The sequence below is a fragment of the Undibacterium sp. FT79W genome (assembly GCF_014284215.1).
Classification (GTDB): Bacteria; Pseudomonadota; Gammaproteobacteria; order Burkholderiales; family Burkholderiaceae_D; genus Undibacterium; species Undibacterium aquatile.
Genome location: NZ_JACOGB010000006.1, coordinates 181,662 through 198,636 on the forward strand (window position 1 = coordinate 181,662; position 16,975 = coordinate 198,636).

Genomic DNA, 16,975 nt, shown 5'->3' on the forward strand with positions numbered 1-16,975 from the left:
GGCAGCCTTTAACTATGACGATCAAATTAGAAAAACTCGAGCAGGCATTAAAAGCAGTCTTGGGTGAGCGTATTCTTGAGCTGAAAAATGCTCTCGGTGAGTTGACGATTGTTGTGTCGGCAGCTGAATATTTGCAGGTGATGCGCGATTTGCGTGATCACTCAGATACGTGTTTTGAAGAATTGATTGACCTTTGTGGTGTTGATTATTCTACCTACGCTGATGGTGCCTGGGATGGTTCCCGGTATGCAGTCGTAACGCACTTGTTGTCGATTAAAAATAACTGGCGTCTTCGGGTTCGTGTTTTTGCGCCGGATGATGACATGCCGCTTGTATCTTCTTTGACTGATGTCTGGAATGCTGCTAATTGGTACGAGCGCGAAGCCTTTGATTTGTATGGCATATTGTTTGACGGTCATAACGACTTGCGTCGTATTCTGACTGATTATGGTTTTATTGGTCACCCATTCCGCAAAGATTTCCCTGTGTCTGGTTATGTGGAGATGCGTTACGATGCGGATCAAAAACGCGTAGTCTATCAACCTGTGACTATTGAGCCGCGCGAAAATACCCCGCGTATTATTCGCGAAGAAAATTACGGGATGAAATAATGGCTGAGATTAAGAATTACACACTCAACTTTGGTCCTCAGCATCCTGCTGCGCATGGTGTATTGCGCTTGGTGCTGGAATTGGATGGTGAAGTTATTCAGCGTGCCGATCCTCATATCGGCTTGTTGCATCGTGCAACTGAAAAATTGGCAGAACAAAAAACATTTTTGCAATCTGTTCCGTACATGGATAGGCTCGATTACGTCTCGATGATGGCGAATGAGCATGCCTACGTTATGGCGATTGAGAAGATGCTCGGTTTGGAAGTGCCCCTGCGTGCGCAATACATACGCGTGATGTTCGATGAAATTACTCGTTTGTTGAACCACTTGCTGTGGATAGGCGCACATGCGCTTGACGTCGGTGCAATGGCTGTGATGTTGTATGCGTTCCGTGAGCGGGAAGATTTGATGGATTGCTATGAGGCGGTTTCCGGTGCGCGTATGCATGCGGCTTACTATCGTCCTGGTGGTGTCTATCGTGATTTGCCTGACGAAATGCCTAAGCATAAAGCATCTTTGCTGAAGAACGAAAAGTCGATGCGTTTTCTTAATGAAAACCGCCAAGGTTCTTTGCTTGATTTTATCGAGGATTTTACAAATCGCTTCCCGAAATATGTCGATGAGTATGAAACCTTGTTGACGGATAATCGTATCTGGAAGCAGCGTTTGGTCGGTGTCGGTGTTGTATCGCCTGAGCGTGCGAAAGCGATGGGCTTTACCGGTGCGATGTTGCGTGGATCTGGTGTTGAATGGGATCTGCGTAAAAAACAACCATACGAAGTTTATGATTTGCTCGACTTTGATATTGCTGTTGGTGTCAATGGTGATTGTTATGATCGCTATCTTGTTCGCGTAGAAGAGATGCGTCAATCTAACCGCATTATTAAACAATGCGTAGAGTGGCTCAGAAATAATCAGGGGCCTGTGATTTCAGATAATCACAAGGTTACGCCACCACATCGTGTCGACATGAAGTCAAATATGGAAGATTTGATTCATCATTTCAAGTTGTTCACAGAAGGCTTCCATGTTCCTGCTGGCGAGGCTTATGCTGCAGTTGAGCATCCAAAGGGTGAATTTGGTATTTACTTGATGTCCGATGGTGCTAATAAACCGTATCGCTTGAAAATTCGCGCTCCAGGCTTCCCGCACCTGCAAGGTCTGGATGAAATGGCGAAGGGACATATGATTGCCGATGCTGTAACTATTATTGGTACTCAGGACATTGTTTTTGGTGAGATTGACAGATAAAAACGTCATCTGACGTTTATTTGAGGCATTAGCTATGGTGTTATCAGAGCAGGCATTTAAAAAAATTGATCGTGAACTGGCAAAGTTCCCGGCTGAGCAGCGCCAGTCCGCTGTGATGGCCGCTTTGGCTATTGCGCAGGATGAAACTGGTTGGATCTCTCCTGAAGTAATGCAGACTTTGGCTGACTATATTGGTATGCCTGCCGTTGCTGTACAGGAAGTGGCTACTTTCTACAATATGTACAACACGAAGCCAGTCGGTAAATTCAAAATTACCGTTTGTACTAATTTGCCTTGTGCTTTATCAGGTGGCGAGCGCGCGGCGCACCATCTGAAGCAGAAGCTGGGTATTGATTACAAAGAAACCACTGGCGATGGGCAATTCACCTTGGTTGAAGGTGAATGCATGGGGGCATGTGGTGATGCACCTGTCATGTTGGTCAACAATAAACGCATGTGCAGCTTTATGTCGAACGAAAAAATCGACGGACTTGTGAATGAACTGAAAGAGGCGGGTAAATAATGACGAGTCTGCACAATCGCCATATTAAGCCCCTCATTCTCGCGGGTCTGGATGGTAAAAACTGGCACTTACAAGATTACGTTGCTCGTGGTGGCTATGCATCCTTGAAACGTATTCTTTCAGAAAAAATTCCACCTGAGCAGGTTATTGCTGAGCTCAAAGCGTCGTCTTTGCGCGGTCGTGGCGGAGCTGGTTTCCCGACTGGCCTGAAATGGAGTTTCATGCCACGTCAGTTTCCTGGGCAGAAATATCTGGTCTGTAATACCGACGAGGGCGAGCCTGGTACATTTAAAGATCGCGATATCATTCGCTATAACCCGCACGCGCTGATCGAAGGTATGGCCATCGGTGCGTATGCCATGGGTATTACTGTCGGTTATAACTACATCCACGGCGAAATTTTTGCGGACTATGATCGTTTCGAAGAAGCGATTGAAGAGGCGCGCGCGGCGGGGATGCTTGGTAATAATATCGCAGGCTCCGAATTTAGTTTTCAATTGCATGCGTTCCACGGTTACGGTGCCTATATTTGCGGTGAAGAAACGGCATTGTTGGAGTCACTGGAAGGCAAAAAAGGCCAGCCGCGCTTCAAACCTCCGTTCCCGGCCAGCTTTGGTCTGTACGGAAAGCCGACAACCATCAACAACACTGAAACATTTGCTGCCGTTCCGTTCATTTTTGCGATGGGTGGTGAAAATTATGCCGCTCTTGGTAAGCCAAATAACGGCGGTACAAAGATATTCTCTATTTCAGGTGACGTTGAGCGGCCTGGTAATTACGAAATTCCATTAGGTACTCCATTTGCTACTTTGCTTGAGTTGGCTGGTGGCATGCGTGGCGGAAAAAAAATCAAAGCAGTCATTCCTGGCGGCTCTTCCGCACCGGTAATTGTTGGTGATGTGATGATGAATACGGATCTTGATTACGATTCGATTTCCAAGGCGGGTTCCATGCTTGGATCCGGAGCCGTCATCGTCATGGATGAAACCCGTTGCATGGTCAAATCGCTGGAACGTCTGTCGTATTTTTATTTTGAAGAGTCGTGCGGGCAGTGTACGCCTTGTCGCGAAGGTACAGGCTGGTTGTATCGCCTTGTTCATCGGATTGAAAATGGATTAGGTCGCCCTGAAGATCTGGATATGCTGAATTCCATCGCAGACAATATTCAGGGTAAAACGATTTGTGCGTTAGGTGATGCAGCAGCGATGCCGGTTCGCGCATTCGTAAAAAATTTCCGCACAGAGTTTGAATATCATATCGAGCATAAGCATTGCTTGGTTCCCACTTACCTGTAAGCCAGCTTCGGTTAGCACACTTAGAGTAGACCATGGTTGAAATCGAAATAGACGGCAAAAAAGTCGAAGTCCAAGAAGGCAGTATGGTGATGGACGCTGCCAATAAACTTGGCACGTATATCCCGCATTTTTGTTACCACAAAAAATTATCTATTGCGGCGAATTGCCGCATGTGTCTGGTAGAGGTTGAAAAAGCACCTAAGCCATTGCCTGCCTGCGCGACCCCTGTTACGCCTGGCATGATAGTGCGTTCTCACAGCGATAAGGCTGTGAAAGCACAAAAAGCAGTAATGGAATTTCTGTTGATTAACCACCCTCTGGATTGCCCGATTTGTGATCAGGGTGGCGAATGTCAGCTGCAGGATCTGGCGGTTGGTTATGGCGGTACTACTTCTCGCTACGAAGAAGAAAAGCGCGTTGTTTTCCACAAAGATGTCGGTCCGCTGGTGTCGATGGAAGAGATGAGCCGTTGTATTCACTGTACACGCTGTGTTCGCTTTGGTCAGGAAATTGCAGGTGTGATGGAATTGGGTATGCTCAATCGTGGCGAACATTCCGAAATTACCTCTTTCGTTGGTAAAACTGTCGACTCTGAATTGTCCGGCAACATGATTGATCTGTGCCCTGTGGGTGCATTGACCTCCAAGCCGTTCCGCTATTCTGCGCGTACATGGGAATTGTCCCGTCGTAAATCTGTCAGTGCACATGATGGTTTAGGTTCGAATCTGATTGTTCAGGTTAAAAATAACAAAGTAATGCGTGTTGTTCCTTTCGAAAACGAAGAGATCAATGAATGCTGGATTTCTGACAAGGACCGTTTCTCTTACGAAGGCGTGAACAGCGCTGAGCGTCTGACTAAGCCGATGATCAAGCAAGGTGGTCAATGGCAAGAGACAGATTGGCAGACAGCGTTAGAATACGTAGCGCATGCTATGCGTAATATTCGTCACGAACACGGCGCTGATTCTGTCGCTGCTGTTGCTGCACCTAATTCGACTCTCGAAGAATTATTCTTGCTTCAGCGGATAATCCGCGGCATCGGTTCAGATAATGTTGATTTCCGCTTGCGCCAGTCTGATTTTTCTCTGAATGGAAGTGTCAAACCTTGGCTGGGTACATCCATTACCAAGTTCGCGCAACTGAAGAACGTTTTTGTCATCGGTTCATTCTTGCGGAAAGACCATCCTTTGTTGGCAGCACGCCTGCGTCAGTCCGTCAAATCTGGTACAAAGCTCAGTGTGCTCAATGCAACTGATGATGATCTGCTGATTAAATTGGCGAATAAGGCAGTCCTCGCACCTTCGTTATGGGCGCAGTTCCTGGTCGAGGTAGCGGTTGCCGTTGCAGTTAAAAAAGAAATTGCTAAACCGGCTGGTCTGGAATCCGTTGACGCTGGGTTGTTGGCTCAAAACATCGCGGCAACACTGTTATCAGGCGACGCAGGCGTATTTTTAGGCAACACCGCGTCATATCATCCTGAAGCGTCTCGTTTGCATGCACTTGCACAATGGATTGCAGAACAAACAAGTGCAGATTTCGGTTATCTGACTGAGGCTGCAAACACGGTTGGTGGTTATCTTGCGAATGCAATTCCTGCCAATAATGCTAAGCCTGTGTTTGCTGAAGGTAAGAAAGCGTATGTTGTGCTTCATGCCGAGCCTGCATTAGATACTGCAAATCCAGCCCGGGCGGAAAAAGCCTTAGCGGAAGCTGACATGGTTGTTGTTATGTCTCCGTTTAAGCACGGCGCTGAATATGCAGACGTTTTATTACCTGTTTCGCCATTTACGGAAACTGCCGGTACATTTGTCAGTTGCGAAGGACGTGTTCAGAGTTTCCATGGCGTTGTTAAACCGCTTGGCGATACACGTCCTGCATGGAAGGTATTGCGTGTTCTGGGGAATTTGTTAGGTCTGGATAATTTCAATTACGAAACATCCGAAGCCATTCGCGATGAAGTTTTAGGTGGTAATGATGTTATCGCGAAACTGAATAACATCGCTGCTTTAAAACCTGTTCTTGAGTCTGTATCCGAGGCAGGCTTGGAGCGGGTTGCAGATGTTGCTATTTACAGCACAGATGCGATCGTCAGAAGAGCTGAATCGTTACAAAAAACTGCAGATGCACGTGCACCGCAGGCTTGGATCAGTACTGGATACGCAGAAAAAATCGGTGTCTCCGAAGGTGACATGGTCAAAGTCACTAAAGGCGGATCAATCCTGTTGAATGTCGGTATCGATGGATCTTTACCTGAAAATGTAGTTCGGGTTGCTACCGGTTCGGTCTTGACTAGTAAGCTGGACGGCATGTTCGGTGCTATTAATGTGGAGCGTGCATAATGAATTGGCTGCTCACTGTTCAAACTTTTGGTCAGGGCGTATTTGGCTATTTCTGGCCTCTGGTCTGGAATCTGATCAAAATTGTCTGCGTTGTTGCTCCTATCATGGGCTTGGTTGCCTATCTCACTTTGTGGGAACGTAAGATGATAGGTTGGATGCACATTCGCCTTGGCCCTAACCGTGTCGGACCTGCAGGTCTTTTGCAGCCTATCGCTGATGCTGTGAAGCTATTGCTGAAGGAAATTGTTGTTCCTGCAAAAGCAAATAAAGTTCTTTTCATACTCGCACCGATTATGACGATTATGCCTGCGCTGGCGGCATGGTCTGTTATTCCATTCGGCCCTGAAGTTGTGCTCGCGAACGTCAATGCTGGCTTATTGCTGATTATGGCAATCACTTCGGTTGAGGTCTACGGCATTATCATCGCAGGCTGGGCATCTAATTCTAAGTATGCGTTTTTAGGTGCCATGCGTGCTTCTGCGCAGATGATTTCTTATGAAATTGCAATGGGTTTCGTATTAGTCATTGTACTGATGGTTTCAGGAAGTCTGAATTTGTCGGATATCGTTAATGCACAGACAAAAGGTTACTTTGCATCGATGGGACTGAATTTCCTGTCATGGAACTGGTTGCCGTTGCTGCCGATGTTCGTTGTTTATGTTATTTCTGGGATTGCAGAAACAAACCGTCATCCATTCGACGTGGTTGAGGGCGAATCTGAGATCGTCGCTGGTCATATGGTCGAATACTCGGGTATGTCTTTCGCTATGTTTTATTTGGCGGAGTACGCGAATATGATCCTGATCTCGACAATGGCATCATTGATGTTCCTGGGTGGTTGGGATGCTCCTTTGAATTCCATCGTATTTAACTGGGTACCGGGTTGGATTTGGCTGGGTCTGAAAACATTTGTTGTGGTTTCCATGTTTATCTGGGCTCGTGCGTCTTTCCCTAGATACCGTTACGATCAGATCATGCGTTTGGGTTGGAAAGTATTTATCCCTTTAACTCTGGTGTATCTGGTGTTTGTCGCTGCATGGATACAAACGTCATGGAATATTTGGAAGTAAGAGGCTGAAAAGATGGAAGCAATCAAAGATTTTTTTGGCAGCCTGATGCTGCGCGAACTGATAAAGGGACTGGCATTGACTGGTCGCTATATGTTCGCCCGCAAAATTACTGTCCAATTCCCGGAAGAGAAAACGCCGCAATCACCACGTTTCCGTGGTTTGCATGCGCTGCGTCGTTATCCTAATGGTGAGGAGCGTTGTATCGCCTGTAAATTGTGTGAAGCAGTTTGCCCTGCGATGGCGATTACGATTGAATCGGATCAGCGTGAAGATGGTAGCCGCCGTACGACGCGTTACGACATCGATCTGACCAAATGCATTTTCTGCGGCTTCTGCGAAGAATCCTGTCCCGTTGATTCCATCGTTGAAACGCATGTATTTGAATACCACGGTGAGAAGCGCGGCGATCTTTATTTTACTAAAGAGATGTTATTGGCAGTCGGTGATCGCTACGAACCACAAATTGCAGCTGCTCGTGCTGCTGACGCTGCATATCGCTAATTAGAACGGTTTCATTATGGAATTTACTACCGCATTATTTTATGTTTTCGCAGCGATCCTTGTGCTCGCTGCGACGCAGGTGATTACCGCTCGTAATCCGGTGCATGCCGCGTTGTTCTTAGTGCTGTCGTTTTTCTCTGCAGCCGCGATTTGGTTATTGTTGAAGGCGGAGTTTCTGGCCATTGTTTTAGTGTTGGTATATGTCGGCGCGGTCATGGTCCTGTTTTTGTTCGTTGTGATGATGCTGGACATCGACATTGATAAATTGCGAGCAGGATTCTGGGGACATCTACCATTGGCTGCGACTGTTGGTGTCGTGATTGTTCTTGAGATGTCTGCAGTGTTATGGCGCGGGTTTTTACGTCCGGATAATCACGTTCCGGCCGCTGCTGATACGATAGGGAATACAAAAAATCTTGGTATAGAAATTTTTACTCGTTATACATTGGCATTTGAAATTGCTGCGGCAATTTTGTTACTCGCCATCGTTGCGGCCGTTGCATTAACGTTGCGTCGTCGCAAAGACAGTAAATATTTTGATCCGGCAAAAGCTGTCAAAGTGAAGAGTACTGATCGTGTTCGCATCGTAAAAATGAAAGCAGAATCCGAACGTACTTTAACTTCATCGACAGAAAAGCAAGAGGGCTGATATGGCTTTGACACTGACACACTATCTGATACTTGGCGCTATTCTGTTTGCGATTTCTATCGTTGGTATTTTTCTGAATCGGAAAAATATTATTGTTTTGCTCATGGCGATTGAACTGAATTTGCTGGCAGTGAATATGAATTTCATTGCGTTCTCTCATTATCTGGGTGATGCCGCCGGGCAGATTTTTGTATTTTTCATTCTGACGGTCGCTGCTGCAGAATCTGCAATTGGTCTGGCCATTCTCGTTGTCTTGTTCCGTAATCTGGACACGATTAATGTCGAAGATCTGGACGCACTCAAAGGATAATGTTTCATGGGGCGAATGCAGTGTGCTTCTCCCCATCATTCGCTGGCGATTTAAAAAAGTAATAAGCTAAAAAAGGGTCATCATGGCGGGGCAACTTAACCCACAACTACTATTGGCAGTACCTCTGGCTCCATTGGCAGGATCTGCCATCGCCGGTTTACTGGGCACCAAATTTTTTGGTAACGTCGTAGGGCGTAAAGTTTCACACACCGCGACCATACTCGGTGTGCTGGTTGCGTTCATTATTTCGTGCATGACTCTTAATGCTTTGATGAATGGTGCACCGGTCTACAACGCAACGTTGTATCAGTGGATGCAGGTAGCCGGTTTGAAACTGGAAGTTGGTTTTCTGGTGGATAACCTGACCGCAATGATGATGTGTGTGGTGACCTTTGTCTCACTGATGGTGCATATTTACACTGTCGGCTACATGGCTGAAGATGAAGGTTATAACCGCTTTTTCTCATATATCTCGCTGTTCACGTTCTCCATGCTGATGCTCGTAATGAGCAATAACTTCCTGCAATTGTTTTTCGGTTGGGAAGCTGTGGGTCTGGTGTCTTATTTGCTGATTGGTTTCTGGTACACCAAACCGACTGCTATTTACGCCAACATGAAAGCTTTTCTGGTTAACCGTGTGGGTGACTTTGGCTTCATACTTGGTATCGGTTTGTTACTCGCTTATGCGGGTTCGATGAACTACATGGAAGTCTTCGCGAAAAAAGAAGAGCTGGCTAAACTGATTTTCCCGGGAACTGACTGGATGCTGATTACGGTCGCCTGTATCTGCTTGTTTATCGGTGCCATGGGTAAATCTGCACAGTTTCCGCTGCATGTCTGGTTGCCGGATTCGATGGAAGGTCCAACTCCGATTTCTGCGCTGATTCATGCGGCGACGATGGTTACGGCCGGTATCTTCATGGTATCGCGTATGTCGCCGTTGTTTGAGTTGTCTGATACCGCCTTGTCCTTTATTCTCGTTATCGGTTCGATTACCGCCTTGTTTATGGGTTTCCTGGGGATCATCCAGAACGATATCAAACGCGTTGTTGCTTACTCCACGCTGTCGCAGCTGGGTTATATGACAGTCGCCCTGGGCGCTTCTGCGTACTCGGTTGCAGTGTTTCATCTGATGACACACGCGTTCTTTAAGGCGCTGTTGTTCCTTGCTGCCGGCTCGGTCATCATCGGTATGCACCATGATCAGGACATCCGGAACATGGGCGGGCTCCGTAAATACATGCCCATCACCTGGTTGACTTCTCTGTTAGGTTCTTTAGCATTAATTGGTACGCCATTCTTCTCTGGTTTTTACTCCAAAGACAGTATTATCGAGGCTGTACAGGCGTCTCACATTGCTGGCTCTGGCTTTGCTCAGTTTGCTGTCTTAGCCGGTGTATTTGTCACAGCGTTTTATTCTTTCCGTATGTACTTTTTGGTGTTCCACGGCAAAGAAAATTTTGGGCATGCCCATGATCACCATGATGCGCACCATGCAGCGGATGATCATGATGAACATCATCACGGATTGGCACCAGGCCAAAAACCGCATGAGTCTCCGTTCGTCGTCTGGTTTCCGCTGGTGATGTTGGCGATTCCATCGGTATTGATCGGTTTTATCGCGATCGAACCTATGCTGTTCGGTAGCTTCTTTAAGGACGTTATTTTTGTCAATGAAGCTCATCATGCAATGGAAGAGTTAAAGCATGAATTCCATAGCCCTATCGCCATGGCAACGCATGCACTGACAACGGCACCGTTCTGGTTAGCATTTGCAGGTGTGGCAACTTCCTATTTCTTCTATATGGTTAAGCCGGCAATACCTGCTGCCATCAAGAAAAATGCAAGTGCCGTCTACACTTTGCTTGACAATAAGTACTACATGGATCGTTTTAACGAAATCGTTTTTGCAGGTGGTGCACGTTTGCTCGGGCAGGGACTGTGGAATGTTGGCGATAAAGGTTTGATTGACGGACTGGTCGTTAACGGTAGTGCAAAACTGGTGGGATGGGTTTCAAGGATTGTTCGCTTATTCCAGAGCGGGTACATCTATCACTATGCTTTTGTAATGATTTTGGGCGTGTTGGCATTCCTCGTGTATTTCATGCCATTCCCTTTTGCTAAATAAGTGACCTCGGCTAAAAAAATATAATCATGATGCAGTCAACTTCCTCCTTACTCAGCCTGGCGATCTGGTGCCCAATCGCATTTGGTATTTTTGTTCTGGCTTTTGGCCGTGATCATAACCGTGGTTTAGTTCGCGGCGTGTCTCTGCTTGGTTCTTTAACGAGTTTTCTCGTAACCTTGCCATTGATTTCGAATTTTGATAATTCAGCGCATAGGATGCAATTTGTTGAGAAATTCTCCTGGATAGAAAAATTCAACATTTTTTACTCACTTGGTATTGACGGTATCTCTCTTTGGCTGGTGCCGCTGACCGCATTTATTACAGTGATTGTCGTTATCGCTGCTTGGGAAGTGGTTGAGAAGCAAGTAGCTCAGTACATGGGCGCTTTCCTGATTCTGTCCGGTCTGATGATTGGTGTTTTCTGCGCTTTGGATGGCATGTTGTTTTATGTGTTCTTTGAAGCGACTTTGATACCGATGTATATCATCGTTGGTATCTGGGGCGGTCCAAACAGGGTTTATGCTGCATTCAAGTTTTTCCTGTACACCTTGCTCGGCTCTTTGCTGACTTTAGTTGCCATCATTTATCTTTATATTCAGGCTGGTCATTCGTTTGACATTTTAGTCTGGCACAAACTGCCGCTTCCGATGTCAACACAGATTGCTATTTTCTGCGCATTCCTCATGGCATTTGCTGTTAAGGTACCGATGTGGCCAGTGCATACATGGCTGCCTGACGCTCACGTTGAAGCTCCTACTGGTGGTTCTGTTGTTTTGGCCGCGATTATGCTGAAGCTTGGTGCTTACGGGTTCTTGCGCTTCTCTTTACCTATCGCTCCAGACGCTAGTCACTATATGGCTGGTTTCATGATCACTTTGTCTCTGGTTGCTGTGATTTATATTGGTCTGGTCGCGCTTGTGCAGGCTGATATGAAGAAGCTGGTCGCATACTCATCTATTGCGCATATGGGTTTTGTTACACTCGGGTTTTTCATGTTTAACGACATGTCTGTGCAGGGTGCGATTGTGCAAATGATTTCTCATGGTTTTATCTCTGGTGCGATGTTCCTGTGTATCGGCGTTTTGTATGACCGCGTGCATTCACGTCAGATCGTAGACTACGGTGGTGTAGTGAATAAGATGCCTAAATTTGCAGCATTGTTTGTATTGTTCTCGATGGCTAACTGCGGTTTGCCAGCCACTTCGGGCTTTGTCGGTGAGTTCATGGTGATTCTCGGTGCAGTACAGTTTAACTTCTGGATTGGTATGCTCGCCGCAACAGCGTTGATTTTCGGCGCGGCGTATTCTTTGTGGATGGTCAAGCGGGTTGTTTTCGGCAAAATTACGAATGAGCATGTTGCTCATCTGAGTGACATTAACGCACGTGAATTTTTTATGTTGGGCGTTTTGGCGATCGCTGTGATTGTAATGGGATTGTATCCAGCACCTTTTACCGACGCGATGCAAGTTTCCGTGACTGATCTTTTGAAGCATGTGGCGACGTCCAAGTTACCGCTCTGATTGAAGATATAGACAAGTAAGCCCGTCGACAATTTTCGTTGCGCTAATTGTGTGACAGCAGATTAATGCTAGTAGAACTGAATAATATGAACTTCACACCACTTTATCCTGAAATATTTTTGCTGCTGGCAATCTGTACTATTTTGCTGGTTGACATGTTTTTGCCTGACAGCAAACGTAATCTGACTTATGTCATGAGCATACTTGCTTTGTTTGTTTGTGGTGCGCTGACTATCGCGACTTCGAATAGTGACGGGTCAACTTATGTCAGCAATAACATGTTTGTTTCGGATCCGATGTCGACCCTGCTCAAACTGTGTTCTTACCTTGCGGTGGGTATGACTTTCATCTATTCACGTCAATACGTGACAGATCGCGGTATGACGAATGGCAAGTCGGGCGGTGAGTTTTATGTCTTAGCGTTGTTTTCTCTGTTAGGTCAGATGATCATGATTTCAGGGAATAATTTCCTGATTATCTATCTTGGTCTGGAATTGATGTCTTTGTCTTTGTATGCACTGGTTGCTTTGCGCCGTGAACACACTCAGTCTACCGAAGCATCGATGAAATACTTTATTCTGGGTGCGCTGGCATCCGGTTTTATGCTCTACGGTATTTCTATGTTGTACGGTGCCACTGGTTCTTTGGAGTTGGCGGAAGTTGCCAAGGTAGCGAGTTCTCCAACTGCAAATAAAACTATTCTGGTGTTTGGTATTGTATTTCTGGTGGCGGGGCTTGCGTTCAAGTTAGGTGTTGTTCCTTTCCACATGTGGGTACCCGATGTATATCAGGGCGCCCCTACAGCAGTGACGTTGTTACTGGGTGGTGCGCCGAAATTAGCAGCTTTTGCTATGACATTCAGATTGTTGGTTGAAGGATTGTTCTCTCAGGCGGTAGATTGGCAACAAATGTTGGTCGTGCTGGCTGTGCTGTCGATGGCAATCGGTAATCTTACAGCTATCGCCCAGACCAATCTGAAACGTATGCTTGCATATTCGACTATTTCTCATATGGGCTTTTTGCTGTTGGGTCTGTTGTCTGGCGTTGCTCACGGTAATACTGCTCTTGCCGCAGATGCGTACAGTGCCGCGATGTTTTATAGCATCACGTATGTGTTAACCACTTTAGGCACTTTCGGCGTAATTATGTTGTTGGCACGTTCCGGTTTTGAAGCTGAAAATCTGGATGATCTGAAAGGTCTGAACAAACGCTCGCCTTGGTTTGCATTGGTCATGTTGCTGTTGATGTTCTCTCTGGCAGGCATCCCACCGTTGATGGGCTTTTATGCCAAGTTGTCAGTGTTACAGTCGGTAATGGCAACCGGACAAGTATGGTTATCATTAGTGGCCGTGCTGTTCTCCTTGATTGGCGCGTTTTATTATCTTCGCGTTGTTAAACTGATGTACTTTGATGAAGCCTCAGACAACGCTTTGATTACTCCTAGTGTTGACGTTCGCGTGGTCTTGAGCCTGAATGGATTGGCCGTTTTAATTCTTGGCGTGGTCCCTGGTGGTTTGATGACTGCATGTTTGAACGCGGTTGTAAAAACTTTAGCGTCGTAAGGGTCATCTCTTTTGACTAGTTTGACTTCCGTCTGGCTGATCGTCGTGTTGGCAGTTATTGCTGCCAACCTGCCATTTGTTAATGAACGCTGTTTCGCAGTTTTTGCGCTACGGCGTTTTTCTTTTATCAAACCATTTTGGTTGCGTTTGATTGAGCTGATCATCTTGTATTTTGTGATTGGTGCTACAGGTGTTTTCCTTGAGAGTTCAAGCGGCAATCGTTTTCCGCAAGGATGGGAATTTTTTGCTATCACCGTTTTTTTATTTCTGGTTTTAGCTTTTCCCGGATTTGTCTTTCGTTACCTGAGGCGGCGTCGTGACTGATCGTTTTTCTGGCGACGCGCACTTACGTGAGGAAAAGATCAGTAGCGACCTGGTCTACGAGGGTGATTTTCTGAAGGTTCAAAAGGATAGCGTTTCTTTGCCAAATGGCCATATCGCCACCAGAGAGTTTATACGCCATCCGGGGGCTGTCGTCATTATTCCGATATTTGACGATGACAAAGTTTTGCTTGAACGTCAATTTCGCTATCCGCTGAATCGTGTTTTTATTGAATTTCCAGCAGGGAAAATTGACGCCGGTGAAGATCCATTGATTTGTGCTCAAAGAGAGTTACGCGAAGAGACCGGTTATACGGCAACAGATTGGCGACATCTCTGCACGATTCATAACGCCATCGCTTATTCCGACGAAAGGCTGGAGATTTACGTTGCCCGTGGTTTAACAGCAGGACCGGCTTCTTTAGATGACGAAGAGTTTTTAGAGACATTCACAGCCACTTCAACGGAGATGTCAGATTGGGTAAGAGAAGGCAAGATTACTGATGTAAAAACCGTGATAGGTTCATTCTGGCTGGAAAAAATATTGACAGAGAAATGGTAAGTTGAGAGCCAGAAGGTAAAATAAAAAAAGGCCGACGTATAAATTACGTCGGCCTTTTCAATTAGCAGCGTTGTTTATGCAAATGCGCTTGTATCAATCTTTGCTTCTGTTTTTGCGACAACCTCTTCCACGCTGATGCCATGAGCGAGTTCAATTAACTTAAAACCGTCCGGAGTGACATCAATCACACCCAGGTCGGTAATGATGCGGTTGACAACGCCAACCCCGGTTAACGGTAGATTGCAGGATTTAAGAAGTTTGTGCGCATTATCTTTCGCGACATGCTCCATTAGCACGACGACACGTCCTACCCCCGCGACCAGATCCATTGCGCCACCCATACCCTTGACCATCTTGCCCGGAATCATCCAGTTAGCGAGATCGCCATTTTCACTGACCTGCATTGCCCCTAAAATGGCAAGATTGATTTTTCCACCACGTATCATTGCGAAAGAATCGGCCGAGCTGAAAATTGAGGAGCCGGGCAGGGTAGTCACCGTCTGTTTTCCTGCATTAATTAAATCCGGGTCAACTTCATCTTCGGTCGGAAAGGGGCCAATCCCCAGCAGCCCATTTTCTGATTGTAGCCAGACTTCCATGCCGGCAGGCACATGGTTAGCCACCAGTGTAGGCAGACCTATTCCGAGATTAACGTAAAATCCGTCTTGCAATTCTGATGCTGCGCGTGCAGCCATTTCATCGCGATTCCATGCCATATTATTTCTCCTGGTATCTTATTTAGTCGGACGCACAGTGCGTTGCTCAATACGTTTTTCGGGTTGCGTATTGACGACGATGCGATGCACGAAAATACCGGGGGTATGAATTTCATCCGGATCGAGATCACCTGTTTCTACCAGCACTTCAACTTCTGCAATAGTGACTTTTCCTGCCATAGCCACATTGGGATTGAAATTACGTGCCGTTTTCCGATAGACCAAATTTCCCGCCTTATCTGCTTTCCACGCTTTTACCAGCGAGACATCGGCGACCAGGGCTTTTTCCATGACATATTTCTGACCATCAAATTCGCGAATTTCCTTACCTTCTGCGACGATAGTACCTACACCTGTTTTCGTGAAAAATGCTGGAATGCCAGCACCACCGGCGCGAAGTTTTTCTGCCAGTGTTCCTTGTGGTGTGAATTCCAATTCCAATTCGCCAGCCAGATACTGACGCTCGAATTCTTTATTTTCACCGACATAGGAAGAAACCATTTTTTTGATCTGACGTGTCGTCAATAATTGGCCCAGCCCAAAACCATCTACGCCCGCATTATTAGAAATGGCAGTCAATTCTTTGACACCAGAGTCACGCAACGCGGCAATCAACGCTTCAGGTATTCCACATAAACCAAAACCACCGACCGCTATTGTCTGCCCATCTTTGACTACATTAGCCAACGCGGCCTTTGCGTCCGGGTATTCCTTATTCATCGTCGTCTCCTCATAGATATTCAGGGAAATACTTGTTTGTTTTTTTCGCAGCAACACGAATATCGGTTGATAGCGCATTACTTTTTTCAGAATAGGGCTCAGCATAAGATGCTGAGCTATACTCCGCAATACCGTAAAACTACCTGAATAAATTTACCTTATCCATCTGCACAAGAACAGCCATATGATAGAGATGCACACTATTGATTTTGAAGTTATTTTCCAACAAGCACCGATAGGAATGTGTGTCTCTCAAAACCGTATTATTTATGCCTGTAATGACGATCTGGCGCAGATGTTTAACTATAAAAAAGAAGATCTGATCGGGCAATCTTTCCAGATACTGTATCCAAGCCCTGATGAGTTCGAGCGTACGGGCGCTCGCATCACGCCTATCATGAATGCGAAGGGCTCCTATTCTGATGAGCGCATCATGAAAAGGGCGAATCAAGAGTTATTCTGGTGCCATGTTACGGGACGAGGGTTGCGAAAAAATGAGCCGCACGCGGCCGGTATATGGACATTTGAAGACCTGAGCGCAAAGCGCCCCGTGAGCGCTGAGCTCACGCCGAGAGAGAGGGAGATTGCAGCCCTGCTAGTCGAGGGTAAGACCAGTAAATTGATCGCCAGACAGATTTCATTAAGTCCAAGAACCGTTGAAATGCACAGAGCGAAGCTGATGAAGAAATTTTCTGCAGCAACATCAAGCGAGCTTGTGCACAAGTTGTTGGGAATTATGCGTTAACCCGTTTTTCGGCCGATGGATCAATATCTGCTTAGGGGAACGCGGCATGTTCGGTTGTATCAGAACACAGATGATAATCGAGAGATACTTCCACGGTTGTGCTGGCAGATAATCTGTTGATCGGTTTCGTGACTTAAGGGCTGGGCCGTA

General features: G+C 46.3%; 17 protein-coding genes. 15 read left to right on the plus strand and 2 right to left on the minus strand.

The features are described 5' to 3' along the window. The first annotated feature begins 14 nt into the window (after window positions 1-14). The 14 genes from H8K38_RS12285 (at window position 15) to H8K38_RS12350 (ending at window position 14,644) form a co-directional block, all read left to right on the plus strand. A complete protein-coding gene (locus tag H8K38_RS12285) occupies window positions 15-611 on the plus strand; it encodes an NADH-quinone oxidoreductase subunit C (protein WP_186885121.1) in 597 nt (198 codons plus the stop codon). Then, window positions 611-1,864, plus strand: coding sequence for an NADH-quinone oxidoreductase subunit D (locus H8K38_RS12290; protein ID WP_186885122.1), 1,254 nt, complete (start codon window positions 611-613; stop codon window positions 1,862-1,864). The genes H8K38_RS12285 and H8K38_RS12290 overlap by 1 nt, the downstream gene beginning before the upstream one ends. A 34-nt stretch (window positions 1,865-1,898) precedes the next feature. Next, window positions 1,899-2,387, plus strand: coding sequence for an NADH-quinone oxidoreductase subunit NuoE (nuoE, locus tag H8K38_RS12295; protein ID WP_186885123.1), 489 nt, complete (start codon window positions 1,899-1,901; stop codon window positions 2,385-2,387). Continuing rightward, a complete protein-coding gene (gene nuoF / locus H8K38_RS12300) occupies window positions 2,387-3,682 on the plus strand; it encodes an NADH-quinone oxidoreductase subunit NuoF (RefSeq protein ID WP_186885124.1) in 1,296 nt (431 codons plus the stop codon). The genes nuoE and nuoF overlap by 1 nt, the downstream gene beginning before the upstream one ends. Window positions 3,683-3,714: 32 nt before the next feature. Continuing rightward, the gene (gene nuoG / locus H8K38_RS12305) at window positions 3,715-6,021 is read left to right on the plus strand and encodes an NADH-quinone oxidoreductase subunit NuoG (protein WP_186885125.1); all 2,307 of its coding nucleotides are present in this window, start codon (window positions 3,715-3,717) and stop codon (window positions 6,019-6,021) included. After that, window positions 6,021-7,091: an NADH-quinone oxidoreductase subunit NuoH gene (nuoH, locus tag H8K38_RS12310; RefSeq protein WP_186885126.1), complete on the plus strand. Its 1,071-nt coding sequence runs from the start codon at window positions 6,021-6,023 to the stop codon at window positions 7,089-7,091. Before nuoG ends, nuoH begins: the two co-directional genes overlap by 1 nt. A gap of 12 nt (window positions 7,092-7,103) precedes the next feature. Then, on the plus strand, window positions 7,104-7,592 hold the full coding sequence (gene nuoI, locus H8K38_RS12315; protein WP_186885127.1) for an NADH-quinone oxidoreductase subunit NuoI: 489 nt from the start codon (window positions 7,104-7,106) through the stop codon (window positions 7,590-7,592). Between the two features lie 16 nt (window positions 7,593-7,608). Beyond that, a complete protein-coding gene (locus H8K38_RS12320; RefSeq protein WP_186885128.1) occupies window positions 7,609-8,241 on the plus strand; it encodes an NADH-quinone oxidoreductase subunit J in 633 nt (210 codons plus the stop codon). Between the two features lies 1 nt (window position 8,242). Continuing rightward, the gene (gene nuoK / locus H8K38_RS12325) at window positions 8,243-8,551 is read left to right on the plus strand and encodes an NADH-quinone oxidoreductase subunit NuoK (RefSeq protein WP_186885129.1); all 309 of its coding nucleotides are present in this window, start codon (window positions 8,243-8,245) and stop codon (window positions 8,549-8,551) included. Window positions 8,552-8,633: 82 nt separating this feature from the next. After that, window positions 8,634-10,679 (plus strand): NADH-quinone oxidoreductase subunit L, encoded by a 2,046-nt coding sequence (nuoL, locus tag H8K38_RS12330; RefSeq protein WP_186885130.1) that lies wholly within the window; start codon window positions 8,634-8,636, stop codon window positions 10,677-10,679. A 26-nt stretch (window positions 10,680-10,705) separates the two neighbouring features. Next, window positions 10,706-12,199: an NADH-quinone oxidoreductase subunit M gene (locus tag H8K38_RS12335; RefSeq protein WP_186885131.1), complete on the plus strand. Its 1,494-nt coding sequence runs from the start codon at window positions 10,706-10,708 to the stop codon at window positions 12,197-12,199. An 86-nt stretch (window positions 12,200-12,285) separates the two neighbouring features. Then, window positions 12,286-13,761, plus strand: coding sequence for an NADH-quinone oxidoreductase subunit NuoN (nuoN, locus tag H8K38_RS12340; RefSeq protein WP_370587095.1), 1,476 nt, complete (start codon window positions 12,286-12,288; stop codon window positions 13,759-13,761). 12 nt (window positions 13,762-13,773) lie between these two features. Then, entirely contained in the window at window positions 13,774-14,085 is a 312-nt protein-coding gene (locus tag H8K38_RS12345; RefSeq protein ID WP_370587096.1) for a DUF2818 family protein, read from the plus strand. Further along, window positions 14,078-14,644, plus strand: coding sequence for an NUDIX hydrolase (locus H8K38_RS12350; RefSeq protein ID WP_186885132.1), 567 nt, complete (start codon window positions 14,078-14,080; stop codon window positions 14,642-14,644). The genes H8K38_RS12345 and H8K38_RS12350 overlap by 8 nt, the downstream gene beginning before the upstream one ends. 74 nt (window positions 14,645-14,718) lie before the next feature. On the opposite strand, the gene H8K38_RS12355 is transcribed toward H8K38_RS12350, so the two are convergent. Both H8K38_RS12355 and H8K38_RS12360 read right to left on the minus strand, forming a co-directional pair. Then, complete coding sequence (locus tag H8K38_RS12355; RefSeq protein ID WP_186885133.1) at window positions 14,719-15,360, minus strand: CoA transferase subunit B; 642 nt, start codon at window positions 15,358-15,360, stop codon at window positions 14,719-14,721. Window positions 15,361-15,378: 18 nt separating this feature from the next. Beyond that, on the minus strand, window positions 15,379-16,080 hold the full coding sequence (locus H8K38_RS12360) for a CoA transferase subunit A (protein ID WP_186885134.1): 702 nt from the start codon (window positions 16,078-16,080) through the stop codon (window positions 15,379-15,381). Between the two features lie 184 nt (window positions 16,081-16,264). On the opposite strand from H8K38_RS12360, the gene H8K38_RS12365 reads away from it, so the two are divergent. Then, window positions 16,265-16,825: a LuxR C-terminal-related transcriptional regulator gene (locus H8K38_RS12365; RefSeq protein ID WP_186885135.1), complete on the plus strand. Its 561-nt coding sequence runs from the start codon at window positions 16,265-16,267 to the stop codon at window positions 16,823-16,825. The last annotated feature ends 150 nt before the right edge of the window (window positions 16,826-16,975 follow it).

What these genes read in the sequence shown, in the direction of transcription:
- nuoL (WP_186885130.1), top strand. Translation starts at nt 8,634, where the DNA reads ATGGCGGGGCAACTTAACCCACAACTACTATTGGCAGTACCTCTGGCT.
- nuoK (WP_186885129.1), top strand. Translation starts at nt 8,243, where the DNA reads ATGGCTTTGACACTGACACACTATCTGATACTTGGCGCTATTCTGTTT.
- nuoN (WP_370587095.1), top strand. Translation starts at nt 12,286, where the DNA reads ATGAACTTCACACCACTTTATCCTGAAATATTTTTGCTGCTGGCAATC.
- H8K38_RS12335 (WP_186885131.1), top strand. Translation starts at nt 10,706, where the DNA reads ATGATGCAGTCAACTTCCTCCTTACTCAGCCTGGCGATCTGGTGCCCA.
- nuoH (WP_186885126.1), top strand. Translation starts at nt 6,021, where the DNA reads ATGAATTGGCTGCTCACTGTTCAAACTTTTGGTCAGGGCGTATTTGGC.
- H8K38_RS12365 (WP_186885135.1), top strand. Translation starts at nt 16,265, where the DNA reads ATGATAGAGATGCACACTATTGATTTTGAAGTTATTTTCCAACAAGCA.
- H8K38_RS12360 (WP_186885134.1), bottom strand. Translation starts at nt 16,080, where the DNA reads ATGAATAAGGAATACCCGGACGCAAAGGCCGCGTTGGCTAATGTAGTC.
- H8K38_RS12285 (WP_186885121.1), top strand. Translation starts at nt 15, where the DNA reads ATGACGATCAAATTAGAAAAACTCGAGCAGGCATTAAAAGCAGTCTTG.
- H8K38_RS12290 (WP_186885122.1), top strand. Translation starts at nt 611, where the DNA reads ATGGCTGAGATTAAGAATTACACACTCAACTTTGGTCCTCAGCATCCT.
- H8K38_RS12355 (WP_186885133.1), bottom strand. Translation starts at nt 15,360, where the DNA reads ATGGCATGGAATCGCGATGAAATGGCTGCACGCGCAGCATCAGAATTG.
- nuoG (WP_186885125.1), top strand. Translation starts at nt 3,715, where the DNA reads ATGGTTGAAATCGAAATAGACGGCAAAAAAGTCGAAGTCCAAGAAGGC.
- H8K38_RS12320 (WP_186885128.1), top strand. Translation starts at nt 7,609, where the DNA reads ATGGAATTTACTACCGCATTATTTTATGTTTTCGCAGCGATCCTTGTG.
- nuoI (WP_186885127.1), top strand. Translation starts at nt 7,104, where the DNA reads ATGGAAGCAATCAAAGATTTTTTTGGCAGCCTGATGCTGCGCGAACTG.
- nuoE (WP_186885123.1), top strand. Translation starts at nt 1,899, where the DNA reads ATGGTGTTATCAGAGCAGGCATTTAAAAAAATTGATCGTGAACTGGCA.
- nuoF (WP_186885124.1), top strand. Translation starts at nt 2,387, where the DNA reads ATGACGAGTCTGCACAATCGCCATATTAAGCCCCTCATTCTCGCGGGT.